Here is a 21,915-nt window from a genome sequence, read left to right as displayed (position 1 = left end):
CCCGATTGCGAGATCGAAAATGTGCTGAGCACCTGCTTAGCATGGCGGTAATGTCAGGGTCAAGATCGCAACGCCGCGCCACGATACGATCCGTGGGGTCGGCAGGGATGGCACACAGTACGGAGCAGGGACATGACATCGGCCTCTTCGGGAGCCTCGTCCGGGGCCTCTTCGGGAGCCCGCAGGATCGGGGCGCCGGACGCGAAAAACCGTGGTCTGCTGCTCGATGCCGCCGAGCGGTTGATGCTCGAAGAGGGTTATGCGGCGGTGACTTCGCGGCGCCTGGCGAGCCGGGCGGGATTGAAACCTCAACTGGTGCACTACTACTTCCGCACCATGGAGGAGTTGTTCCTCGAGGTTTTCCGCCGCCGTGCCGAGGAAGGCCTTGCGGTGCAGGCGCAAGCGCTGCAGTCCGATCAGCCGTTGTGGGCGGTGTGGCGGTTCGGCACGGATCCCGCCTTCACCCAGATATCGATGGAATTCATGGCGCTGGCCAACCACCGTAAAGACATGCGGGCCGAAATCGCTTACTATGCAGAACGTTTCCGCGACGAACAACAACGGGCGGTGGCCGCCGCGCTGGAGCGTTACGGGGTGCAGAACAAGGACGTGCCGCCGGTGGTGTGGACCGTGCTGATGACCAGCCTGTCCCGGTTCCTGGTGCTCGAGCAGGCGATCGGCATGTCGAGCGGGCACGCCGAAACCGTGCAGCTGGTCGAGAGTTACCTGCGCCGGCTGGAAGGTGAGCCGAAGCCGATCGCGGGTGTGCCGTCGTCCTGGACGGTTCACCAGGGCCGGATCGAGCAGAGCACGCCCTTAGGGCCGTCCTTGGATACCACGACGGCTCCGTCGACCGTCAGATCGCAGTGAAGCCCCGGCGTGCCGGGTTCGGTGCCCGTGCTGGCCACGACCATCGCGTACACCTCGGGCTTAGACAGATCCAGCTCGTAGCTCCACGGCTTGCCCGGCGCGAGGTCGACGTCGACGTGCGGCGTGAACGAATAGGGGTTGTGGCTGTAGTCGGCGAAAATGGCCGGCTCATGGTCCAGGTAATAGATGCTGGTGTAGATCGGGTTCTGTGCGGTGACGGTGTATTTGACGTGGTGCATGACCGGCGGGTCGTCGGCATGCGCCCGTCCGGCGCCCACCAGCACACCCGATGCCACTAACAGAGAAGTCAGCGACGCGACGGACCCGACGCACATGGCCGTCCTCGGATTGATGGTCATGACGCTCCTCCGGCTGCCGGGCGAGGTTTGGTGTTGCGGGCCATGACCCGTTCCGCGGCCTGCCAGTGCGGGTCGGCAACCCATAGCCGTGCAAAGGATGCTATCGCCTCCTCGGGAGAAACCCCGCGGATTACCCGCTTTATCTCGGCCGCCGGGCGGCGCGCCAACGACCGCGCGATCGACCGCCAGCCCTGCTCCGCCGAGTCGAAGACGTCGCGCGGCAACACCCGGTCCACCAGGCCGATTCGTTCGGCCTCGACCGCGTCGAGCGCGGTTCCCGAACCGGCCAGCAGCAGCGCCCTGCTCTGTCCGACCAGCGCGGCCAGCCGCTCGGCTCCGCCCCAGGCCGGCATGATCTCCAGCGCCACTTGGTTGAAGGCGATCTTGATGTCGTCGGCCGCCACCCGAATATCGGCGGCGACGGCGACCTCGGCGCCGCCGCCGAAGGCATGGCCGTTGAGGGCGGCAACGACGGGCGCGGGGAAGTCGGCCAGCTGGTCGCAGATGGCCCGCATCCGTCGGGCCATCGCCGCGGCATCCTCCTCGGTGCGCAGCGCGCTCAGCTCCTTGAGATCACCGCCGGACACGAAAGCGCGGTCGCCGGCGCCCGTGATCACCAGCGCCTGCGCGCCCGCGGCCGCGTCGAGCGCCTTCTCCAGTTGGTCCATGGTGTCCAGCGCGATGGCGTTGCGCGCATGCGGGCGATCGATGGTGAGCACCGCCAGCCCATCGTCGATCTCGAGGTCCACCATGCGTTGTCGCTCCTTGGCACCGGCCCGATATTGGCATTCTCTTTTCGCGAGAATAACATCATCGCTGCAGGCCCAGGAACTTTCATCGGCGAGGCGGGAGGTGACTCGGTGCGGAACCGATTCGTGGCGGCCGGCGCGGCCCTCACCGTCGCCCTGCTGGGAGCATGCACGTCGCGGCCGCCGGCCCAGCTCTCCAGCACGGCATCGGTGACCGTCGACGGCAAGGACCGAAACTTCCACATCGTCACCTGCCGGCAGTTGGAGTGGAGACGCATGATCGACATCGGGGCCGACTTCTCCGGCGCCAAGGTGGCCGTCGACGAAAACGCGCAGCCGCCGGTCGTCGAGTCGGTGCACATCCAGAACTTGAGTGGTTTCAGCGGCATGTACTCGCGGGGTGGCAGCGGAAGCGCCGACATGAGCATGACGGGAGACAAGTTCACCATCAGCGGCACCGCCGACGGCTACAAGACCGACAAGCCCGGTGAACCGGCCACGGCCACCTTCAAGATCGTCGTGACCTGCTGACCTCGCCGAATCGTCGTCCCAGCGGGGGCCACGTTGCGGTTGGGCACCTGTAGAGAATACAATTCTCGCAAATTGCGAAGGAGGATTTCATGGGGCAACTGTCTCACCGGGAAGACGTCCCGTTTCCGATCTTTGACGCGGACAACCATCTCTACGAGCCGCCGGAAGCGCTGACCAAGTTCCTGCCCAAGGAGTACAAGGACTTCGTCCAGTACGTGCAGATCAACGGGCGCACCAAGATCGCGCTGCGCGGCGTGATCAGCAACTACATCCCCAACCCCACCTTCGAGGTGGTGGCCCGCCCGGGTGCCTGGGAGGAGTACTTCAAATACGGCAACCCCGAGGGCAAGAGCAAGCGCGAGCTGTTCGGTGAGCCGATGCGTGCGATCCCGGCCTTCTTCGAGCCCGGCCCGCGCCTGGAGAAGATGAACGAGCTGGGCCTGGACCGCACCCTGATGTTCCCGACGCTGGCCAGCCTGATCGAGGAGCGGCTGCGCGACGACCCGGTCGCCATCCACGTCCTCATCCACGCGCTGAACCAGTGGCTCGACGAGGTGTGGGGCTTCAACTACCAGAACCGGATCTTCACTACCCCGGTCATCACCCTGCCGATCGTGGAGAAGGCGATCGAGGAGCTGGAGTGGGTGGTCAAGCGGGGCGCCCGCGCCATCCTGGTCCGCCCGGCGCCGGTCCCCGGCTTCCGCGGGCCCCGGTCGTTCGCGCTGCCCGAGTTCGACCCGTTCTGGGAGCGCGTCGTCGAGTACGACGTGCTGGTCGGCATGCACTCGTCCGACAGCGGCTACTCCCGCTACACCTCCGAGTGGGACGGCGCCGACCAGGAGATGCTGCCGTTCCAGACCAACGCCATGGGCATCCTCAACGAGTGGCGGCCGATCCAGGACTCGGTGGCGTCGTGGGTGATCCACGGCGCGCTCTACCGTCACCCGAAGCTGAAGGTGGCGATCGTCGAGGCCGGTTCGAAGTGGATGACGCCGTTGCTGGACGGGCTGGCCGAGGTCTTCCGGAAAGCCCCGGAAGCCTTCCCCAGCGACCCCGTCGAGATGGTCAAGAACCGCATCCACGTCAGCCCGTTCTTCGAGGACGGCATCGACGACCTGGTCAACCTGGTCGGCGTGGATCAGGTCCTGTACGGCTCGGACTGGCCGCACCCCGAAGGGCTGGCGGAGCCGACCTACTACGTCAACGCGCTGTCGCACCTGCCCGTCGAGGACCAGGCCAAGATCATGGGCGGCAACCTCGGTCGACTCGTCACGGTGTGAGTTCGTGGCAGACCATCCCCGAGATGGTCTTGAGCGCGGCGGACCGCTTCGGCGACGCGGAAGCAGTCGTCGACGGTCCGCTGCGCTTGACTTTCCAGCAGGTCGTCGAGCGAATACGTTGCGCCGCAGGTGCTTTCGCTGAGCTCGGCGTCGAAAAGGGCGATCGCGTCGCGGTGTGGGCGCCCAATTCGGCCGAGTGGATCATCGCGGCGTTCGGATTGCTCACCGCGGGCGGCGTGCTGGTGCCGGTCAACACCCGGTTCAAGACCGAGGAGGCCGCCGACATCATCGTCCGGGCCAGGGTCAAGGCCGTATTGGTCCAAAAGGGTTTCCTCGGACAGGATTACGCCGCGCCGGCGGGGATCCCGGTCATCGACATCAAGTCCGACTTCCTGTCCAGCGGCTCCCCGTTCTCGCGGCCGGTGAACGGCACCGACATCTCCGACATCATCTTCACCTCCGGCACGACCGGCCGCCCGAAGGGCGCCATGATGAACCATCGCCAGACGCTGCGGATGTACGACGAGTGGGCGACGCTGGCGGATCTGCGCGAGGGCGACCGCTACCTGCAGATCAACCCCTACTTCCACACCTTCGGTCTGAAGGCCGGGCTCATCACGTCGTTTCTGCGCGGCGCGACGATGCTGCCGGTCCCGGTGTTCGACGTCGACACGGTGGTGGATCTCATTGAACGAGAACGCATTACGCTGCTACCCGGCCCGCCGACGTTGTACCACTCGTTGCTGACCGTGCCGGACAAGTCCAAGCTGGCGACGTTGCGGGCCGGCGTGACCGGCGCCGCCGACATCCCCGTCGAACTCGTCCGTCGCATCCACGACGAGCTGCCGTTCCAGACGCTGATGACCGGCTACGGACTGACCGAGGCCGGAAACGTGACATTGTCGCGGCCCGGCGATTCCTTCGAGGACGTGGCGACCACCGCGGGCGTGCCGTGCGAGGGGGTCGAGGTGCGCATCGCCGACGACGGCGAGGTGCTGGTGCGCGGCTACGGCGTGATGCAGGGCTACCTCGACGATCCCGCCGGCACGGCCGAGGCGATCGACGCCGACGGCTGGCTGCACACCGGGGACCTGGGCACCTTCACCGAGACCGGGCGGCTGCGCATCGTCGGGCGCAAGAAGGACATGTTCATCGTCGGCGGCTTCAACGCCTACCCCGCCGAGATCGAGGGCTTCCTGCTCAACCACCCGGCCGTCGCGCAGGCCGCCGTGATCGGCGTGCCCGACGAACGGATGGGCCAGGTGGGCAAGGCATTCGTGGTGGCGAACGCCGAGGTGTCCGAAAGTGACTTGCTGGCGTGGTGTCGAGATCGGATGGCAGGATTCAAAGTGCCAAGGACCGTCGAGTTTCTCGACGCGTTGCCGCTCAACGCCACCGGGAAAGTCATGAAAGACCAACTCCGTTGAACAACGGCGATATTCATTCGATGGTGATCGCATCCGATTACCGGGTGCCGGATCCGACCCGGGTGTGGCCGCTGCTGGAACGCAACAAGGCGGCGCTCGCCGATATCGGCGCGCACCACGTGCTCGTCTACACCTCGACGCACGACTACGGCCGGGTGTTGGTGATGATCGGCGTGCACAGCCGGGAGCCGATCGTCGAACTGCTGCGGTCGCGGGTGTTCTTCGACTGGTTCGACGAGGCCGGCGTCGACGACATCCCCGCGGTGTTCGCCGGCGAGATCGTCGACCGGTTCATCACCCGACCGCCGACGAACCCGCGGGCGCCCGGCGTCGTGGTGGCCGCGATCGCCTCGGTCAACGACGTCGCCCTGCTGACCTCCGAAGTCAGTTCCGCCATCGACAGATTCGCGCAAGCCGGCATCCGGAAGACCTGGGTGTTCCAGGCCTTCGACGACGACCATGAAGTACTGATCCTGCAGGAGTTCCCCGACGAGGACAGCGCGCGGGAGTGGATCGACCATCCCGACGCCGCGGCCCAATGGATGTCCGGGGCGGGCATCGGCGCCTACCCGCCCTTGTTCGTCGGCCGCTTCTTCGACATGATGCGCATCCGGGCGGACTGAGGATCCGCCGGTGTTCGTGTGCCTGTGCAACGGGGTCACCAGCCAGACCGTGACCGAGGCCGTGAAGTGCGGCGCGTCGACCACCAACGAAGTCGCCCGGGCATGCGGAGCCGGCGCCGATTGCGGCCGCTGCCGGCGCACCGTGCAGGCCATCCTGCGATCCTCGTCCGGCAATCGAACGCCGAACTCGATCTAGCGGCGCGGGCTGCCGTCCGGTGAGGTCGGTCGCACGAGTTCGACCAGCAGCCGCGGGATCTCGAGCCGCGGCAGCACCACCTCGACCAGCACCATCCGGTCTTGGTGCCGTGCGGCGGCGGTCAACGCGTCATCGAGTTCGCCGTAGGTCTGCACCCGGAACGCCAGGTGATCTGTGACGCCCAACGCGTTGGGGACCTCCGTCCACTTCCACCCGACGATGTCGTTGTAGGGCGCCGTCTCGCCGTGGATCGCCCGCTCGACGGTGTAGCCGTCGTTGTTGACCACCACGATGACGGGGGAAAGCCCTTCGCGGGCAAAGGTGCCGAGCTCTTGGACGGTCAACTGCGCGGCGCCGTCCCCGATCAGCAGCACCGTCCGGCGGTCCGGGTGCGCCACCGCGGCGCCGAGCGCGGCGGGCAGCGTGTAACCGATTGAGCCCCAAAGCGGTTGGCCGATGAAGGTGACTCCCTGCGGCAACCGGTGGTCTGCCATGCCGTAGAAGGAGGTGCCCTGGTCGGCCAGCACCACGTTGCCCGGTGTGAGGGCCGTGCACACCCGGTCCCACACCATCTTCTGGGTCAGCGGTTGCTCGCGGGGTGGGGGCGGCGGCAGCGGCTCGGCCGGCGGCGAGGCCACCGGCGGCGAGGAGACCCCGCGCCGTGTGAGGATCGCGGCCAGCGCCTGAAGCGCTTCGCCCATCTCCAACGGCGCGAACACCTCTCCGGCCACACTGCTTTGGTACTGCCCGACGTCGATGGTCCGGGCCGGGTCGATCCGCTGGCTGAAGAAGCCGCTGACCATGTCGGTGAACACCACCCCGGCGGTGACCAATACGGGCGCCTCTTCGATCGCGGTGCGCACCGCCGGCGCGCTGGCCGAGCCCGCGTAGATGCCCAGGAAGTTCGGTGAGCTCTCGTCGAGCAGACTCTTGCCCCACATCAGCGTGGCGTGCGGCACCACGTCGGCCGCCAGCAGCGCCTCGAGCTCCTTGATCGCCTGCAGCCGGTGCACCAGCAGGTCGGCCAGCACGGTGATCCGGTGCTCGCCGATGAGTGCCGCGGCGGCCTCGGTGAACATCGCCAGCGCGCGGGGGCTGGTGCCGCCGGTGTAGCGGGGCAGCGCAGCCTCGGGTGGCTCGGTGGGGAAGCGGGCCACGTCGGTGGACAGCAGGATGTAACCGGGGCGCTTCTGCTCGCGCACCTCCGACAGCACCCGGTCGATCTCTCTGCGCGCGGTCGCTGGCATGAGATTTGCTTGAGCGCAAGTGATTTCGCGGCTGACCCGGAAGAAGTGCTCGAAGTCCCCGTCGCCCAGCGAATGGTGCAGCGCGCGCCTGGTGCCCTGCGCGTCTTTCGACGGGCCGCCGACGATGTGCACCACCGGCACCTGCTCGGCGTAACTGCCCGCCACCGCGTTGGCCGCAGACAGCTCGCCGACCCCGAATGTCGTTACCAGCGCCGACATTCCGCGCAGCCGGCCGTATCCGTCTGCGGCGTAGCCGGCGTTGAGCTCGTTGGCGTTGCCGACCCAGCGCAGCCTGGGGTGGGCGACGATGTGGTCGAGGAACTCGAGGTTGTAATCACCCGGGACGCCGAAGATCTCCGAGACGCCGAGTTCGGCGAGGCGGTCCAACAGGTAGTCACCGACGGTGTATGCGGGTTCGGTCGCAGCATCAGTCACAGGCACGACGGTACGCTCGGTCGAATCCCGTCCGGGCGCGACGCCGTCCCAGTATCGTGCGGGCCATGGCACTGAAAGAATCCCGCGACATCGTCATCGAAGCCAGTCCGGAGGAGATTCTGGACGTCATCGCCGATTTCGAATCGATGCCGCAATGGTCGGAGCCGCACCAGAGCGCCGAGGTCCTGGCGACCGGCGACGACGGGCGGCCCAGCCAGGTCAGGATGAAGGTCAAGGTCGCCGGGATCACCGACGAGCAGGTCGTCGCCTATACGTGGGCGGACAACGTGGTGAGCTGGACGCTGGTCAGCTCGTCGCAGCAGAAGGCGCAGGACGGGAAGTACACCCTCGTGCCGCAGGGCGACGCGACGCTGGTCAAGTTCGAGCTTGTCGCGGACCCGAACGTGCCGCTGCCGGGGTTCGTGCTCAAGCGCGCCGTGAAGGGCACCATCGATTCCGCGACCAAGGCGCTGCGTCAGCGGGTGCTCGAGGTGAAGAAGGGGAAGTAGACGCGGTGAGCAGCGGAGGGCCGCTGGCCGGGGTGAGGGTCATCGAATTGGGCGGCATCGGCCCGGGGCCACATGCGGGGATGGTGCTCGCCGATCTGGGGGCCGACGTGGTGCGGGTGCGCCGGCCCGGCGTGGCGGCCATGCCGTCGGAGGACCGCGATCTGCTGCACCGCGGCAAGCGGATCGTCGACCTGGACGTCAAAGGCCGACCGCAGGCGCTGCTGGACCTGGCCGCCAAAGCCGATGTGCTGCTGGACTGTTTCCGCCCCGGCACCTGCGAGCGACTCGGCATCGGTCCCGACGACTGCGCGGCCGTCAACCCGCGGCTGATCTTCGCGCGCATCACCGGCTGGGGGCAGCACGGGCCGCTGGCGCAGACGGCCGGCCACGACATCAACTATCTGTCGCAGACCGGCGTGCTGTCGGCGCTGGGCCACGCCGACCGTCCGCCGCTCCCGCCGCTGAACCTGGTGGCCGACTTCGGCGGCGGCTCGATGCTGGTGCTGCTCGGCATCACCGCCGCGCTCTACGAACGGGAACGCTCCGGCCGCGGGCAGGTGATCGACGCGGCGATGGTGGACGGGGTCAGCCTGCTGGCCCAGATGATGTGGACGATGAAGTCCACTGGCGCACTGCGCGACCGGCGCGAATCGTTCCTGCTCGACGGCGGCGCCCCGTTCTACGGCTGCTACGAGACCGCCGACGGCAAGTACGTCGCCGTCGGCGCCATCGAGCCGCAATTCTTCGCGGCGTTGCTCGACGGGCTCGGCCTGTCACCGGAGGAGGTGCCCGGCCAGCTTGACCGGGATTCCTACCCACGGATGCGCGAGGTCTTCACCCAGCGGTTCGCCGCCCGAACCCGTGATGAATGGGCGCGAGTGTTCGCCGGCACCGACGCGTGCGTCACCCCGGTGCTGACCTGGAGTGAGGCGGCCGCGAGCGAGCACCTGCGGGCGCGGTCCACGGTGATCACCGCCCACGGCGTCGACCAGGCCGCGCCCGCCCCACGCTTTTCGCACACCCCCGCCCGGCCGGTCGGGCGACCGCCCGCGACAACCACGCCGCTGGACGAAATCAACTGGTAGAGCGCCGGTTACGTCGAACCGTTCCGCACCGGCAGCGGCGTTGCTAAGTTCATCTCAGTGGCCGTAAAAGCATCACGCGAATTCGTCGTCAACGCGCCGCCAGAAGTGGTCATGGAGGCGCTGACAGATGTCGGCGTCCTGTCGTCGTGGTCACCGCTGCACAAACACATCGAGGTGATCGACCGCTATCCCGACGGCCGGCCGCACCACGTCAAGACCACCATCAAGATCCTGGGGCTGGTCGACAAGGAGATCCTGGAATATCACTGGGGTCCCGACTGGGTGGTCTACGACGCCAAAGGCACCTCGCAGCAACACGGTCAGCACGTCGAGTACAACCTCAAACCCGAGGGCGTCGGCCAGACCCGGGTCCGCTTCGACGTCACGGTCGAACCCGGCCGCCCCATGCCCGCGTTCATCGTCAGGCGGGCGAGCGAGAACGTCCTCGACGCCGCGATGAAGGGATTGCAGGAATTGGTGATGCGCGCCAAGGATTTGAGGGATTCGGGGGAGGCGGAATAGTCGGCCGTGGCCGTGCAAGCGTCGTCGGAAATCGTCATCGACGCGCCTCCGGAGGTGATCATGGAGGCGCTCGCCGACATGGACGCGGTGCCGTCGTGGTCGTCGGTGCACAAGCGGGTCGAGGTCATCGACAAGCATCCCGACGGCAGGCCGCACCACGTGCGGGTCACGATCGCGGTGGTCGGAATCCATGACACCGAACTGCTCGAATACCACTGGGGCCCCGACTGGATGGTGTGGGACGCCGACAGGACGGCCCAGCAACACGGTCAGCACGGCGAGTACAACCTGAGCCGGCTGGGCGACGACAAGACCCGGGTGCGCTTCACCATCACGGTCGAACCGTGGGTGCCGCTACCGGAGTTCTGGGTTAGGCGGGCCCGCAAGAAGATCCTGCACGCCGCGCTGGAAGGGCTGCGCAAGCGGGTGATGGTGCCGGAGGCGTTCGGCCGGGCTGACTGACTTAGCCGGCGCCGCGCAGCGCGGCCAGCCGCCGGATCGCCTCGTCGAGGGTATCGTCGCGTTTACAGAAGGTGAAGCGCACCAAGTGATTCCACACATCGGCCGGCCCGTGCGCCCCGGCCGGGTCGCAGAAGGGCGACAACGGGATCGCGGCCACCCCGACCTTCTCCGGCAGCGCCGCGCAGAACGCCACGCTGTCGTCGTAGCCCAGCGGGCGCGGATCGGCGCACAGGAAATAGGTGCCGGCACTGTCGTGCACCTCGAACCCGATGTCGATCAGTCCGGCCGCCAGCCGGTCTCGGCGGGCCCGCAGACGGTCGCGCAGATCAGCCACCCAGGCGTCCTGCGTCTCCAACGCCAACGCCACCGCTGGCTGGAACGGAGCACCCCCGACATAGCTCAGGTACTGCTTGGCGGCGCGCACTCCGGCGATGAGATGTGCTGGGCCGCAAGCCCATCCGATCTTCCAGCCGGTGCAGTTGAACATCTTGGCCGCGCTGGAGATGGTGATCGTGCGCTCGGCCATGCCGTCGAAGCCGGCCAGCGGCAGATGCCGGTGGTCGTCGAAGACCAGATGCTCGTACACCTCGTCGGTGATCACCAGCAGGTCGGACTCCACCGCGACCTCGGCGATGGCCGCCAGTTCGGTGGCACCGAGCACCGTGCCGGTCGGATTGTGCGGCGAGTTGACGATCAGCGCGCGGGTTCGCGGCGTCACCGCCCGCCGCAGTGCGTCGGCGTCCAGGGCGAAGCCGCGGCCGTGGGGGACCAGCGGCACCACGACCCGCTCGGCGGAGGCCATCGCGATCACCGGCGAGTAGGAGTCGTAGAACGGCTCGATGAGCAGGACCTCGGAGCCGGGTTCGACCAGGCCGATCACCGCCGAGGCGATCGCCTCGGTGGCCCCGACCGTCACCAGCACCTCGGTGTCGGGGTCGTACTCCATGCCGTAGCGGCGGTGTCGCTGGGCCGCGATGGCATGCCGCAGCGGCGCGATCCCGATCCCGGGCGGGTATTGGTTGACGCCGTCGGCGATCGCCTCCTGGGCGGCCTTGAGCATCTCCGCGGGCCCGTCCTCGTCGGGAAAGCCCTGGCCGAGGTTCACCGCCCCCACCCGCGCGGCCAGCGCCGACATCTCGGCGAACACCGTGGTGGCGTACGGGCGCAGTCGCGAGACCGTCATGGTGGTCGAGCTTAGGCCCGGCGGGTCGCCGCCCCGCCGCTTCCCCGGCGCGCGGCTCTCCTCGGCGCGCGGCTCTGCCCGGCGAGCGTCTCTCCCCGGCGCGCGTCTCTCCTCGGCGAGCGTCTCTCCCCGGCGAGCGGCTCGGCTCTCCCCGGCGAGCGTGAAGTTAGTTTCACGTTCGGCGCCGAGCGTGAAATTAGTTTCACGCTCGGCGGGAAACAGCCCCAGCGGGCCGGCGCCTGGGCCTCAGCGGGAAAGAGCCCGGCCGGCGCCTGGGCCTCGGCGGGAAACAGCCCCAGCGGGCCGGCGCCTGGGCCTCGGCGAGAAAGAGCCAAGGCCTCGCTGACCTGCGCGGAAGTGCCCAACCAACAGGTTGGACGGGGGCCCTGTTAGGGTGGGGCCGGAACCTTGTCTTGAAGACGGATTCGCACCCTATTCGCCAGAACAGGCCAGAACAGGAAGTCGTCATGTCCGAAGAAGCTTTTATCTACGAAGCCATCCGCACACCGCGGGGCAAGCAGAAGAACGGCTCGCTGACCGAGGTGAAGCCGCTCAACCTGGTGGTAGGCCTGGTCGACGAGCTGCGCCGGCGCTACCCCGACCTGGACGAGACGCTGATCAGCGACATGATTCTGGGCGTCGTCTCGCCGGTCGGCGACCAGGGCGGCGACATCGCCCGCACCGCGGTGCTGGCCGCCGGCCTGCCCGAGACCACCGGCGGCGTGCAGCTCAACCGGTTCTGCGCCTCGGGCCTCGAGGCCGTCAACACCGCCGCCCAGAAGGTGCGCTCCGGCTGGGACGACCTGGTGCTGGCCGGCGGTGTGGAGTCGATGAGCCGGGTCCCGATGGGCTCCGACGGCGGCGCCTGGGCCACCGACCCGGAGACCAACTACCGGATCGGCTTCGTGCCGCAGGGCATCGGCGCCGATTTGATCGCCACCCTCGAGGGCTTCTCCCGCGAGGACGTCGACGCCTACGCGCTGCGCAGCCAGCAGAAGGCCGCCGCCGCCTGGTCGGGAGGCTACTTCGCCAAGTCGGTGGTGCCGGTGCGTGACCAGAACGGTCTGGTCATCCTCGACCACGACGAGCACATGCGGCCCGACACCACGATGGAGGGCCTGGCCAAGCTGAAGACCGCGTTCGACGGTGTCGGCGAGATGGGCGGCTTCGACGACGTGGCGCTGCAGAAGTACCACTGGGTCGAAAAGATCAACCACGTCCACACCGGCGGCAACAGCTCGGGCATCGTCGACGGCGCCGCGCTGGTGCTGGTCGGCAGCGAAAAGGCCGGCAAGTCGCAGGGCTTGACCCCGCGGGCCCGCATCGTGGCCACCGCGACCAGCGGCTCGGACCCGGTCATCATGCTCACCGGACCCACCCCGGCCACCCGCAAGGTGCTCGACCGGGCCGGTCTGACGATCGACGACATCGATCTGTTCGAACTGAACGAGGCGTTCGCGTCGGTGGTGCTGAAGTTCCAGAAGGACCTCAACATTCCCGACGAGAAGCTCAACGTCAACGGCGGCGCCATCGCGATGGGCCACCCGCTGGGCGCCACCGGCGCCATGATCACCGGCACCATGGTCGACGAGCTCGAGCGCCGCAACGCGCGTCGCGCCCTGATCACGCTGTGCATCGGCGGCGGCATGGGTGTCGCCACCATCATCGAGAGGGTTTAAGACCATGGCAGAGAACACCATCAAGTGGGACAAGGACGCCGACGGCATCGTCACGCTGACGCTCGACGACCCGACCGGGTCGGCCAACGTGATGAACGAGCACTACAAGGAATCGATGCACAACGCCGTCGAACGCCTTGTGGCAGAGAAGGATTCGATCACCGGTGTGGTGATCACCAGCGCCAAGAAGACGTTCTTCGCCGGCGGCGACCTCAAGAGCATGATCAACCTCGGCCCGGAGAACGCCGGTGAGGCGTTCGACACCGTCGAGGCCGTCAAGCGCGACTTGCGCGCGCTGGAGACGCTCGGCAAGCCGGTGGTGGCCGCCATCAACGGCGCGGCGCTGGGCGGCGGGCTGGAGATCGCGCTGGCCTGTCACCACCGGATCGCCGCGGACGTCAAGGGGCTGGTCGTCGGCCTGCCCGAGGTGACCCTGGGCCTGCTGCCCGGCGGCGGCGGGGTGACCCGCACCGTGCGGATGTTCGGCATCCAGAACGCGTTCATGAACATCCTGAGCCAGGGCACCCGGTTCAAGCCGGACAAGGCCAAGGAGATCGGCCTGGTCGACGAGCTGGTCGGCAGCGTCGAGGAACTGGTGCCCGCCGCCAAGGCGTGGATCAAGGCCAACCCCGACGCCCACGAACAGCCTTGGGACAAAAAGGGTTACAAGATGCCCGGCGGCACCCCGTCCAGCCCCGCGCTGGCCGGCATCCTGCCGTCGTTCCCGGCGCTGCTCAAGAAGCAGCTCAAGGGCGCCCCGATGCCCGCACCGCGTGCCATCCTGGACGCGGCCGTCGAGGGCGCTCAGGTGGACTTCGACACCGCCAGCCGCATCGAGAGCCGCTACTTCACCCAGCTGGTCACCGGCCAGGTCGCCAAGAACATGATCCAGGCGTTCTTCTTCGACCTGCAGCACATCAACGGCGGCGGCTCCCGCCCCGAGGGCATCGAGCCGGTCAAGATCAACAAGATCGGTGTGCTCGGCGCGGGCATGATGGGCGCCGGCATCGCCTACGTCTCGGCCAAGGCCGGCTTCGACGTGGTGCTCAAGGACGTCAGCCTCGAGGCCGCCGAGAAGGGCAAGGGCTACTCGGAAAAGCTTGAGGCCAAAGCACTTCAGCGGGGCAAGACCACCGAGGAGAAGAGCAAGGCGCTGCTGGACCGCATCACCCCGACGGCCGACGCCGCCGACTTCAAGGGCGTCGACTTCGTGATCGAGGCGGTGTTCGAGAACCAGGAACTCAAGCACAAGGTCTTCCAGGAGATCGAGGACATCGTCGAGCCCAACGCGCTGCTCGGCTCCAACACCTCGACGCTGCCGATCACCGGTCTGGCCACCGGCGTCAAGCGGCAGGAGGACTTCGTCGGGATCCACTTCTTCTCCCCGGTCGACAAGATGCCGCTGGTCGAAATCATCAAGGGCGAGAAGACTTCCGACGAGGCGCTGGCCCGCGTGTTCGACTACACGCTGGCCATCGGCAAGACCCCGATCGTGGTCAACGACAGCCGCGGCTTCTTCACCAGCCGCGTCATCGGCACCTTCGTCAACGAGGCGCTGGCCATGCTCGGTGAGGGCGTGGCGCCGGCCAGCATCGAGCACGCCGGCTCGCAAGCCGGCTACCCGGCGCCGCCGCTGCAGCTGTCCGACGAGCTCAACCTGGAGCTGATGCACAAGATCGCCGTCGCCACCCGCAAGGGCATCGAGGACGCCGGCGGCACCTACGAGCCGCACCCTGCCGAGGCGGTCGTCGAGAAGATGATCGAAATCGGCCGGCCGTCGCGGTTGAAGGGCGCCGGCTTCTACGAGTACGTGGACGGCAAGCGCACCCGCTTGTGGCCCGGCCTGCAGGAGACGTTCAACTCCGGCAGCACCAGTATTCCGTTGCAGGACATGATCGATCGGATGCTGTTCGCCGAGGCGCTGGAGACGCAGAAGTGCCTGGACGAGGGGGTGCTCGCCTCCACCGCCGACGCGAACATCGGCTCGATCATGGGCATCGGCTTCCCGCCGTACACCGGTGGTAGCGCGCAGTTCATCGTCGGCTACGAGGGTGCACACGGCATCGGCAAGGAGGCCTTCGTGGCCCGGGCCAAGGAGCTGGCCGCCCGCTACGGCGACCGCTTCCTGCCGCCGGCGTCGCTCACCAGCTAGCGCATCACCTAGCGCGAAAAGACGCGAAAGTCCCCCAAAACACCGGGTTTTGGGGGACTTTCGCGTCTGCTCGCCGGCTACCGGCGCTGGAACAGGTAGTAGCGCGCCGGGGTCTTCTCGGCGCCGTCCAGCTCGCGTTCGGGCCCGGCCGCCAGCAGCGTCCAGTCGGCCGTAAACCGGCGTTGCATTTCGGCGTCCTCGACGCCGCGCACCCCGAACCGCCCGCCCGGCACGAACGCGACGATCAGCAGCCGGGCCTGCGGCGCGGCCACCCCGGTGATCTCCCGGACATAGGCGTCGCGGTCGGCGTCGCTCATGTTGTGCAGGCAGCCGTTGTCCACGATCAATTCGAAGCCCGTGCCGATGCCGGCCTGGCCCAGCCGCGTCACGTCGGCCTGCACGAAGTCGACCGCGGCGCCGGCCGCGCCGGCCTTGGCCCGCGCCCGCTCGAGGGGCTTGGCGACGAAGTCGACGGCGGTGACGTTCCAGCCGTGCTGGGCCAGATAGATCGCGCAGTCACCGGTGCCGCACCCGATTTCCAGGGCCTTCCCGGCGGGAAGGGCCGCGGCGTCGCCGGTGCCCTCGACCAGATCACGCAGGCTCTGCGCCAGCGGATGACCGTCCCACGGGGTGAAGCCGATGCGGTAAAAGATCCGGAACAGCGTCTGTTTGGAAGCCATAGCCCACCCTAGGCCCGATCGGCACGGCCGGTCATCGGCTCCGGAAGTTATCGGGAGGCCGCGGCGATGCGCCGCCATTCCTCCCGCGGGAATGCCCTCGGGTCGGCCAGCAGCACCTGGACGCAGACATGGTCGGCGCCGGCCGAACGATGCTCGGCCACCCGGCGCATGACGGCCTCTTCATCGCCCCAGGCGATGATCGCGTTGAAGAGCCGATCGCTCACCTGGGACAGATCGTCTTCGGAGAATCCGCTGCGCAGCAGGTTGTTGGCGTAGTTGGGCAGCGCCAAATAGGCGCGCAGCCAATCGGTTCCGATCCGGCGCGCCTCGTCGGCGCTGTCGGTCAGGATCACCGTCTGTTCCGGCAGCAGCAGCGGGCCGTGCCCCAAAGTCGCACGGGCGGAAGCGGTGTGGTCGGGGGTGACCAGGTAGGGGTGGGCCCCACCGGCCCGGCTGGCGGACAGCTTCAGCATCTTCGGGCCGAGGGCGGCCAGCACCCGCCGCTCGATGGGAACGGGTCGCGGCGCCCCGTCCAATCCGTCCAGGAACCTCGCCGTGGCGGCCAGCGGTTTGCGGTAGCGCCCCGGCTGGCCGGCATCGATCAGCGGTGCGTGGCTGACGCCGATTCCCAGCAGGAAGCGGTCTCCGTGCTCGGCGGTCAGCGTGGCGTAGGACTCGGCGACCTCGGCCGGCGAGTGCATCCACAGGTTCAGGATCCCGGTGGCGATCACTGTCCGCTTGGTGGCCCCCAGCAGATGGCCCACCGCATCGAACACCGGCCCGCCGACATCGGGTATCCATAGCGCCGGGAAGCCCAGTTCGTCGAGTTCCGCTGCGGCGTCGGCGGATTCGGCGGGATCGCCGTAGCGCAGCTGGCTGCTCCAGATTCCAACACCGGTCAGTTCCACGAGCGGTCACCTTTCGTCGCACACCATGTTGTCAGACGTCGCTGCCGGCGTAGTCGGGCACCGGCATCGAATCGTGCATCCGGACGCCCTTGGTGTTGAGCTTGGCCAGCGCCCGGGCCAACGACGTCGGCATCGCCGAGACCAGTTGGGCGCCACGGGTTAACGCCCACACCCCGGCGCGGGAACCGGGAATGACGCCGCGGGCGGCGGCGCGGGCAAAGGATCGGCTGCGCCGCACCGATTCGCGCATCTGCAGTTCGTAGGCGGCGAAGGCGCGCAGGTGGTCGCCGTCGGCCCGGGCGAGCTCGCCCGCCAGCACGTAGGCGCCCAGCACGGCCAGGCTGGTGCTGCCGCCCACCGCCGGGCCCGGGCAGTATCCGGCGTCGCCCACCAGGGTGACCCGCCGGCGCGACCACCGGTCGGTGCGCAGTTGGGTGATCGAGTCGAAGTAGAAGGTCGGGGTGCGTTCGGTTTCGGCCAGCCACCCGTCCACCTCGTCGTGCATCCCCGCGAACGCCTCGCGCAGCAACTCCTTCTGCCGCGCCGTATCGCGGTGGTCGTAGGCCAATTCCGCTGCGCTGCGGAACAAGAACACCGCCCGGGCGTCGTCCAGATGATCGGCGGTGTAGATCCCGGCGAACCGGCCGACCCCGACGTGGCCGACCATCTCGCCGGGCCCGACCAGCGTCTTGGGCGCCGACACCACCGACAGGTAGCCGCCCAGGAAGCGCGTCAGGCCGGCCTCGTCGCCGAAGGTCAGGCGGCGGACGTTGGAGTGCAGCCCGTCGGCGCCCACGATGACGTCGAATGTGCGTGGCGCGCAATGTTCGAACGTCACGGTCCCGTCGGGCTCGATGGCGGTGATCGAGTCGCCGAACAGATACTCGACGTCGTCGCGGGCGGCGTCGTAATAGACCTCGCTGAGGTCGTCGCGCATGATCTCCACGTGCCGGTCCGAACTGGCCGCGTAGATCTTGGTCAGATCGATCCGGCTGGGCTGGGGCCGGCCCTCGCGATACAGCGTCAGCCGGGTCGTTCCGGTGGCCAGGTCCTCGATGCGGGGCAGGACGCCCATCTTCGCCGAGATCTCCATGGCGGGGCGGAACAGGTCGACGGCATGGCCGCCGGTCTTGCGCAGCGTGGGCGCACGCTCGACGACAGTGACCTCGAAGCCGTAACGGGTCAGCCAGTAGGCCAGCACCGGGCCGGCGATGCTGGCGCCCGAGATGAGTATCCGCATGGCCACCTCCCGGATTTACTTAACGTTCGGTAAGCCTAGCATCCGGTTTACTTATCGGTAAGTCAGTTAAGCTGGTGGGGTGGGCAGGCCCCGGTCGGACACCCGAGAGCGCATCCAACAGGTCGCTCGAGAACTGTTTTCCCAACGCGGGGTGCAGCGCACCAGCCTGCAGGACATCGCCGACCGGCTGGGCATCACCAAACCCGCGCTGTACTACCACTTTCCGTCCCGCGAGGACCTGGTGCGCAGCATCCTGGTCCCGCTGATCGAGGAGGGTGAGCGGTTCGTCGCCGAGCATGAGAGCCGCGAGCACACCGAGGCGCGCGAGTTGCTGGAGGGCTATTTCGACTTCCACTACCGGCACCGCCGCGACCTGGTGCTGCTGTTGACCGAGTTGTCCACGCTGATCGACCTCGACCTGATCGACACCGTGCTGGCGTGGCGGGAACGGCTGGCCACGCTGGTGTTCGGCAAAAGGCCCACGCTCGCCCAATCCACGCGCGCCGTCGTCGCGTTCGGCGGGTTACAGGACTGCTGCGTGCAGTTCCCCGACGCGCCGCAGGCCGAGCTGCGCGACAAGTCGGTCGCCGCCGCGCTCGACGCGCTGGGAGAGCGGCCCCGGCGGTGAAAACCGTTGCGGTGCGGCCGGTGCGGCTAGAGTCCCGGGGTATGCGCTTTGGTCTTTTCATTCCGCAGGGCTGGCGAATGGATCTGGTCGGCATCGAACCCGACGAGCACTGGGCGGTGATGCGCGACCTGGCGCAGCGCGCGGACCGGGACGCCGGCTGGGATTCGCTGTGGGTCTACGACCATTTCCACACCGTCCCGGTGCCCACCGGAGAAGCCACCCACGAGGCGTGGTCGCTGATGGCCGCCTACGCGGCGGTCACCTCGCGGATCAAACTCGGCCAGATGTGCACGGCGATGAGCTATCGCAACCCGGTCTACCTCGCCAAGGTCGCCGCGACGGCCGACATCATCTCCGGCGGCCGGATCCAGATGGGCATCGGCGCCGGCTGGTACGAACACGAATGGCGCGCCTACGGTTACGGATTCCCCTCGGCGGGTGTGCGATTGGGCCGCCTGGACGAAGGCGTGCAGATCATGCGCGACGCCTGGCGCGACGGCAAGGTCAGCTTCAACGGCAGGCACTACCAGGTCGACGGCGCGATCGTCGCGCCTAAACCGCTGCAGGACAACGGGATTCCGCTGTGGATCGCCGGCGGCGGGGAGAAGGTGACGCTGCGCATCGCCGCGGAATACGCGCAGTACACCAACTTCACGCCCGAGCCGGCGGCGTTCGCCCACAAGTCCGAGGTGCTGGCAGCGCATTGCCGCGACGTGGGCACCGACTTCGACGCCATCGTGCGTTCGGTCAACGTCAACGCCGTCGTCGGCGCCTCGCGCGCCGACGTCGACGACCGGCTGCGACGGATCCGCGACCGCATGGCCGGCTACGTGGGCGAGTCCGCCGCCGATGCGATGATCGCCGGCACCAGCGGCGCGGACTCGGCGACGGGCACCACCGAACAGGTCATCGAGCGGCTGGCCAGGCTCCGCGACCTGGGCTGCGACTACGTCATCTGCTACTTCCCCGAGGCCGCCTACGACCGTTCCGGCATCGAGCTGTTCGAGCGGGAGATCATTCCCGCGCTGAGCTGACCGTCCGGCCGCGACGCGGCGGGGTCAGATATCCGAGGTGACGTAGCGGGTCTTGACCGGGGGCGCGGCCAGCAGCGGCGGAAGCTGCGTCAGCTTGCCCTCGCCGGCACGAAACGCGCGGTAGGCCTCGTCGTGTTCGACGGTCTCCCAGATCTCGTAGACGAGCCAGTGCGCCTCGTCGTCCTCGTCGACCAGCACGTCGGTGCGGACGTTGCCGTCGAACGCCCGGGTGTCCTGCAGCGCCCGGCCCATCAGCTCGCGCCCCGCGGCAACCTCGTCGGGCTTGAACCTGAGCTCGAGTATCACGGTGACCGTCATGGCGCCAACATATCGCTGCGCCGCGACGGCCCGTCGGACGGCCGACGGGACCCCTCAGGAGAATGAGGTTTCCACTTTTCGGAAAGCTGTTATACGGTTCGGTGAGCAAGCTTTGTTGGCGGATTCGTGCACGATCCTGGAGGACCCCTCGATGCAGAAGGCGCTCGCCCCCGAGATCTCTACCTGGCCCGACGAGAGCCCGCAGCTGATCGGCAGCCGGTGCGGCAGCTGCGCGGCCACCACCTTCCCGGTGCAGCAGTGGTGCCCGCGGTGCAGCTCCGGCGAGATGTCCGAGGTGTTGTTGCCGCGCCGCGGGACGCTGGTGGCCTGGACCACCCAGGGCTTCCCGCCGGGCGCCCCCTATGCGGGCCCGACCGGCAAGGACTTCGTGCCGTTCGGCGTCGGCCTGGTCCAGCTCGGTGACGTCATTCGCGTCGAGGGTCGGCTGACCGAGAACGACCCGGCCAAGCTGAAGTTCGGCCAGGAGGTCGAGCTCACCATGGTGCCGCTCACCACCGACGACGACGGCAACGAGGTCCTGACGTTCGCGTTCCAGCCGGTATAAGGAGTCCTGAGATGACCAACGACGTCGCCATCATCGGCGTGGGCCTGCACCCGTTCGGCAGGTTCGACAAGACCGCGATGCAGATGGGGGCCGAGGCCGTCCAGCTGGCCCTCGCGGATGCCGGCGTGGCCTGGAAGGACATCCAGTTCGGGTTCGGCGGCAGCTACGAAGTGTCCAACCCCGACGCGGTGACCCGGCTGGTCGGACTGACCGGCATCACGTTCACCAACGTCTTCAACGCGTGCGCCACCGCGGCCAGCGCCATCCAGCAGACCGCCGACACCATCCGGCTCGGCAAGTACGACCTGGGCATCGCGATCGGCCTGGACAAGCATCCGCGCGGCGCCTTCACCGACGACCCCGCCAAGCTGGCACTGCCGCAGTGGTACGCCAACAACGGGCAGTTCGTCACCACCAAGTTCTTCGGGATGAAGGCCAACAAGTACATCCACGACCACAACATCTCGCAGGAGACGTTGGCGCGGGTGGCCAACAAGAATTTCCGCAACGGCGCGCTGAACCCGAATGCGTTCCGCCGCAAGGAGATTCCCGTCGAGGAGATCCTCAACTCGGCCGTGCTCAACTACCCGTTGACGCAGTACATGTTCTGCGCGCCCGACGAGGGGGCCGCCGCGGTGATCATGTGCCGCGCGGACCTGGCACACAAGTTCACCGACAAGCCGGTGTACGTACGCGCCTGCGAGATTCGGACCCGGCGCTACGGCGCCTACGAGGTACACGCCACGTCGGCGCCGCTGGACGAGGACGCCTCGCCGACGGTGTACGCCGCCAGGGCGGCCTACGAGGCGGCCGGGATCGGACCCGAGGACGTCGACGTCGCGCAGTTGCAGGACACCGACGCCGGCGCCGAGGTGATCCACATGGCCGAGACCGGTTTATGCGCGGACGGCGAGCAGGAGAAGCTGCTGGCCGACGGCGCCACCGAGATCCACGGCTCGATGCCGGTCAACACCGACGGCGGGCTGATCGCCAACGGCGAGCCGATCGGCGCGTCGGGGCTGCGGCAGGTGCACGAACTGGTGCGCCAGTTGCGCGGCGAAGCGGGGGAGCGTCAGGTGCCCGGCAACCCGCGCGTCGGCCTGGCCCAGGTGTACGGCGCACCCGGCACCGCCTCGGCGACCATCCTGTCGCTCTGAACCGCCTGCCCGGTCGTCCACGAGCGTGCAGCCACTGCGAAAAATCGGCGAAAATCTCGCGCTCAGTGCACGTTCG

General features: G+C 68.0%; 24 protein-coding genes. 16 read left to right on the top strand and 8 right to left on the bottom strand.

Annotated elements, in window-relative coordinates:
* The first annotated feature begins 132 nt into the window (after nucleotides 1-132).
* Nucleotides 133-870 (top strand): TetR/AcrR family transcriptional regulator, encoded by a 738-nt coding sequence (locus NF20_RS17640; RefSeq protein WP_003872953.1) that lies wholly within the window; start codon nucleotides 133-135, stop codon nucleotides 868-870.
* On the opposite strand, the gene NF20_RS17635 is transcribed toward NF20_RS17640, so the two are convergent.
* Both NF20_RS17635 and NF20_RS17630 read right to left on the bottom strand, forming a co-directional pair.
* The gene (locus tag NF20_RS17635; protein WP_016705571.1) at nucleotides 786-1,154 is read right to left on the bottom strand and encodes a hypothetical protein; all 369 of its coding nucleotides are present in this window, start codon (nucleotides 1,152-1,154) and stop codon (nucleotides 786-788) included. The two genes, NF20_RS17640 and NF20_RS17635, sit on opposite strands and share 85 nt — an antisense overlap.
* Nucleotides 1,155-1,225: 71 nt before the next feature.
* A complete protein-coding gene (locus tag NF20_RS17630) occupies nucleotides 1,226-1,981 on the bottom strand; it encodes an enoyl-CoA hydratase/isomerase family protein (RefSeq protein WP_003872949.1) in 756 nt (251 codons plus the stop codon).
* Nucleotides 1,982-2,089: 108 nt separating this feature from the next.
* On the opposite strand from NF20_RS17630, the gene NF20_RS17625 reads away from it, so the two are divergent.
* The 5 genes from NF20_RS17625 (at nucleotide 2,090) to NF20_RS17605 (ending at nucleotide 6,035) form a co-directional block, all read left to right on the top strand.
* Nucleotides 2,090-2,509: a lipoprotein LpqH gene (locus NF20_RS17625; protein ID WP_011723865.1), complete on the top strand. Its 420-nt coding sequence runs from the start codon at nucleotides 2,090-2,092 to the stop codon at nucleotides 2,507-2,509.
* An 89-nt stretch (nucleotides 2,510-2,598) separates the two neighbouring features.
* Entirely contained in the window at nucleotides 2,599-3,789 is a 1,191-nt protein-coding gene (locus NF20_RS17620; protein WP_009975090.1) for an amidohydrolase family protein, read from the top strand.
* A 23-nt stretch (nucleotides 3,790-3,812) separates the two neighbouring features.
* Nucleotides 3,813-5,216, top strand: coding sequence for a FadD3 family acyl-CoA ligase (locus NF20_RS17615; protein ID WP_033713195.1), 1,404 nt, complete (start codon nucleotides 3,813-3,815; stop codon nucleotides 5,214-5,216).
* Complete coding sequence (locus NF20_RS17610; protein ID WP_011723868.1) at nucleotides 5,213-5,839, top strand: hypothetical protein; 627 nt, start codon at nucleotides 5,213-5,215, stop codon at nucleotides 5,837-5,839. Before NF20_RS17615 ends, NF20_RS17610 begins: the two co-directional genes overlap by 4 nt.
* Nucleotides 5,840-5,849: 10 nt before the next feature.
* Entirely contained in the window at nucleotides 5,850-6,035 is a 186-nt protein-coding gene (locus NF20_RS17605; protein ID WP_019732170.1) for a (2Fe-2S)-binding protein, read from the top strand.
* On the opposite strand, the gene NF20_RS17600 is transcribed toward NF20_RS17605, so the two are convergent.
* On the bottom strand, nucleotides 6,032-7,717 hold the full coding sequence (locus NF20_RS17600) for an alpha-keto acid decarboxylase family protein (RefSeq protein WP_019732169.1): 1,686 nt from the start codon (nucleotides 7,715-7,717) through the stop codon (nucleotides 6,032-6,034). The two genes, NF20_RS17605 and NF20_RS17600, sit on opposite strands and share 4 nt — an antisense overlap.
* A gap of 65 nt (nucleotides 7,718-7,782) precedes the next feature.
* Here NF20_RS17600 and NF20_RS17595 point away from each other — a divergent pair, with 65 nt between their 5' ends.
* Genes NF20_RS17595 through NF20_RS17580 form a run of 4 tightly spaced genes read left to right on the top strand, consistent with a single transcriptional unit; the run spans nucleotide 7,783 to nucleotide 10,295 of the window.
* Nucleotides 7,783-8,226 (top strand): SRPBCC family protein, encoded by a 444-nt coding sequence (locus NF20_RS17595; protein ID WP_011723870.1) that lies wholly within the window; start codon nucleotides 7,783-7,785, stop codon nucleotides 8,224-8,226.
* Between the two features lie 5 nt (nucleotides 8,227-8,231).
* Complete coding sequence (locus tag NF20_RS17590; RefSeq protein WP_019732167.1) at nucleotides 8,232-9,311, top strand: CaiB/BaiF CoA transferase family protein; 1,080 nt, start codon at nucleotides 8,232-8,234, stop codon at nucleotides 9,309-9,311.
* A gap of 57 nt (nucleotides 9,312-9,368) precedes the next feature.
* Nucleotides 9,369-9,833, top strand: coding sequence for an SRPBCC family protein (locus NF20_RS17585; RefSeq protein WP_010948974.1), 465 nt, complete (start codon nucleotides 9,369-9,371; stop codon nucleotides 9,831-9,833).
* A 6-nt stretch (nucleotides 9,834-9,839) separates the two neighbouring features.
* Nucleotides 9,840-10,295, top strand: coding sequence for an SRPBCC family protein (locus NF20_RS17580; RefSeq protein WP_011723872.1), 456 nt, complete (start codon nucleotides 9,840-9,842; stop codon nucleotides 10,293-10,295).
* Nucleotide 10,296: 1 nt separating this feature from the next.
* Here the strand turns inward: NF20_RS17580 and NF20_RS17575 are convergent, their stop codons facing one another.
* Nucleotides 10,297-11,478, bottom strand: coding sequence for a pyridoxal phosphate-dependent aminotransferase (locus tag NF20_RS17575; RefSeq protein WP_019732166.1), 1,182 nt, complete (start codon nucleotides 11,476-11,478; stop codon nucleotides 10,297-10,299).
* Nucleotides 11,479-11,945: 467 nt separating this feature from the next.
* On the opposite strand from NF20_RS17575, the gene NF20_RS17570 reads away from it, so the two are divergent.
* Complete coding sequence (locus NF20_RS17570) at nucleotides 11,946-13,157, top strand: acetyl-CoA C-acetyltransferase (protein ID WP_009975099.1); 1,212 nt, start codon at nucleotides 11,946-11,948, stop codon at nucleotides 13,155-13,157.
* A 4-nt stretch (nucleotides 13,158-13,161) separates the two neighbouring features.
* The gene (locus NF20_RS17565; RefSeq protein WP_019732165.1) at nucleotides 13,162-15,309 is read left to right on the top strand and encodes a 3-hydroxyacyl-CoA dehydrogenase NAD-binding domain-containing protein; all 2,148 of its coding nucleotides are present in this window, start codon (nucleotides 13,162-13,164) and stop codon (nucleotides 15,307-15,309) included.
* A 77-nt stretch (nucleotides 15,310-15,386) separates the two neighbouring features.
* Here NF20_RS17565 and NF20_RS17560 read toward each other — a convergent pair whose 3' ends face one another.
* From NF20_RS17560 to NF20_RS17550, 3 genes are read right to left on the bottom strand one after another with little or no spacing between them, the layout of a single operon-like run.
* Nucleotides 15,387-15,989: a class I SAM-dependent methyltransferase gene (locus NF20_RS17560; RefSeq protein WP_019732164.1), complete on the bottom strand. Its 603-nt coding sequence runs from the start codon at nucleotides 15,987-15,989 to the stop codon at nucleotides 15,387-15,389.
* Nucleotides 15,990-16,036: 47 nt separating this feature from the next.
* Entirely contained in the window at nucleotides 16,037-16,897 is an 861-nt protein-coding gene (locus NF20_RS17555; RefSeq protein ID WP_019732163.1) for an LLM class F420-dependent oxidoreductase, read from the bottom strand.
* A 31-nt stretch (nucleotides 16,898-16,928) separates the two neighbouring features.
* On the bottom strand, nucleotides 16,929-18,137 hold the full coding sequence (locus NF20_RS17550; protein ID WP_031349710.1) for an FAD-dependent monooxygenase: 1,209 nt from the start codon (nucleotides 18,135-18,137) through the stop codon (nucleotides 16,929-16,931).
* Nucleotides 18,138-18,216: 79 nt separating this feature from the next.
* On the opposite strand from NF20_RS17550, the gene NF20_RS17545 reads away from it, so the two are divergent.
* Nucleotides 18,217-18,765: a TetR/AcrR family transcriptional regulator gene (locus NF20_RS17545; protein ID WP_075362215.1), complete on the top strand. Its 549-nt coding sequence runs from the start codon at nucleotides 18,217-18,219 to the stop codon at nucleotides 18,763-18,765.
* Between the two features lie 41 nt (nucleotides 18,766-18,806).
* On the top strand, nucleotides 18,807-19,799 hold the full coding sequence (locus tag NF20_RS17540; protein WP_033713134.1) for an LLM class F420-dependent oxidoreductase: 993 nt from the start codon (nucleotides 18,807-18,809) through the stop codon (nucleotides 19,797-19,799).
* Nucleotides 19,800-19,823: 24 nt separating this feature from the next.
* Here NF20_RS17540 and NF20_RS17535 read toward each other — a convergent pair whose 3' ends face one another.
* Nucleotides 19,824-20,117, bottom strand: coding sequence for a putative quinol monooxygenase (locus tag NF20_RS17535; protein ID WP_009975111.1), 294 nt, complete (start codon nucleotides 20,115-20,117; stop codon nucleotides 19,824-19,826).
* 151 nt (nucleotides 20,118-20,268) lie between these two features.
* Between NF20_RS17535 and NF20_RS17530 the strand changes: the two genes are divergently transcribed.
* Both NF20_RS17530 and NF20_RS17525 read left to right on the top strand, forming a co-directional pair.
* Entirely contained in the window at nucleotides 20,269-20,682 is a 414-nt protein-coding gene (locus tag NF20_RS17530; protein WP_009975112.1) for a Zn-ribbon domain-containing OB-fold protein, read from the top strand.
* A gap of 11 nt (nucleotides 20,683-20,693) precedes the next feature.
* Nucleotides 20,694-21,839, top strand: coding sequence for a thiolase family protein (locus NF20_RS17525; protein WP_011723879.1), 1,146 nt, complete (start codon nucleotides 20,694-20,696; stop codon nucleotides 21,837-21,839).
* The last annotated feature ends 76 nt before the right edge of the window (nucleotides 21,840-21,915 follow it).

The organism is Mycobacterium sp. MAC_080597_8934, from assembly GCF_000523975.1.
Taxonomy (GTDB): Bacteria; Actinomycetota; Actinomycetes; order Mycobacteriales; family Mycobacteriaceae; genus Mycobacterium; species Mycobacterium avium.
The sequence above is the reverse complement of the archived record's forward strand: the minus strand, read 5'-3'. Positions and strand labels throughout refer to the sequence as shown.

What these genes read in the sequence shown, in the direction of transcription:
- NF20_RS17640 (WP_003872953.1), top strand. Translation starts at nt 133, where the DNA reads ATGACATCGGCCTCTTCGGGAGCCTCGTCCGGGGCCTCTTCGGGAGCC.
- NF20_RS17615 (WP_033713195.1), top strand. Translation starts at nt 3,813, where the DNA reads ATGGTCTTGAGCGCGGCGGACCGCTTCGGCGACGCGGAAGCAGTCGTC.
- NF20_RS17560 (WP_019732164.1), bottom strand. Translation starts at nt 15,989, where the DNA reads ATGGCTTCCAAACAGACGCTGTTCCGGATCTTTTACCGCATCGGCTTC.
- NF20_RS17550 (WP_031349710.1), bottom strand. Translation starts at nt 18,137, where the DNA reads ATGCGGATACTCATCTCGGGCGCCAGCATCGCCGGCCCGGTGCTGGCC.
- NF20_RS17540 (WP_033713134.1), top strand. Translation starts at nt 18,807, where the DNA reads ATGCGCTTTGGTCTTTTCATTCCGCAGGGCTGGCGAATGGATCTGGTC.
- NF20_RS17595 (WP_011723870.1), top strand. Translation starts at nt 7,783, where the DNA reads ATGGCACTGAAAGAATCCCGCGACATCGTCATCGAAGCCAGTCCGGAG.
- NF20_RS17575 (WP_019732166.1), bottom strand. Translation starts at nt 11,478, where the DNA reads ATGACGGTCTCGCGACTGCGCCCGTACGCCACCACGGTGTTCGCCGAG.
- NF20_RS17565 (WP_019732165.1), top strand. Translation starts at nt 13,162, where the DNA reads ATGGCAGAGAACACCATCAAGTGGGACAAGGACGCCGACGGCATCGTC.
- NF20_RS17570 (WP_009975099.1), top strand. Translation starts at nt 11,946, where the DNA reads ATGTCCGAAGAAGCTTTTATCTACGAAGCCATCCGCACACCGCGGGGC.
- NF20_RS17630 (WP_003872949.1), bottom strand. Translation starts at nt 1,981, where the DNA reads ATGGTGGACCTCGAGATCGACGATGGGCTGGCGGTGCTCACCATCGAT.
- NF20_RS17530 (WP_009975112.1), top strand. Translation starts at nt 20,269, where the DNA reads ATGCAGAAGGCGCTCGCCCCCGAGATCTCTACCTGGCCCGACGAGAGC.
- NF20_RS17525 (WP_011723879.1), top strand. Translation starts at nt 20,694, where the DNA reads ATGACCAACGACGTCGCCATCATCGGCGTGGGCCTGCACCCGTTCGGC.
- NF20_RS17620 (WP_009975090.1), top strand. Translation starts at nt 2,599, where the DNA reads ATGGGGCAACTGTCTCACCGGGAAGACGTCCCGTTTCCGATCTTTGAC.
- NF20_RS17535 (WP_009975111.1), bottom strand. Translation starts at nt 20,117, where the DNA reads ATGACGGTCACCGTGATACTCGAGCTCAGGTTCAAGCCCGACGAGGTT.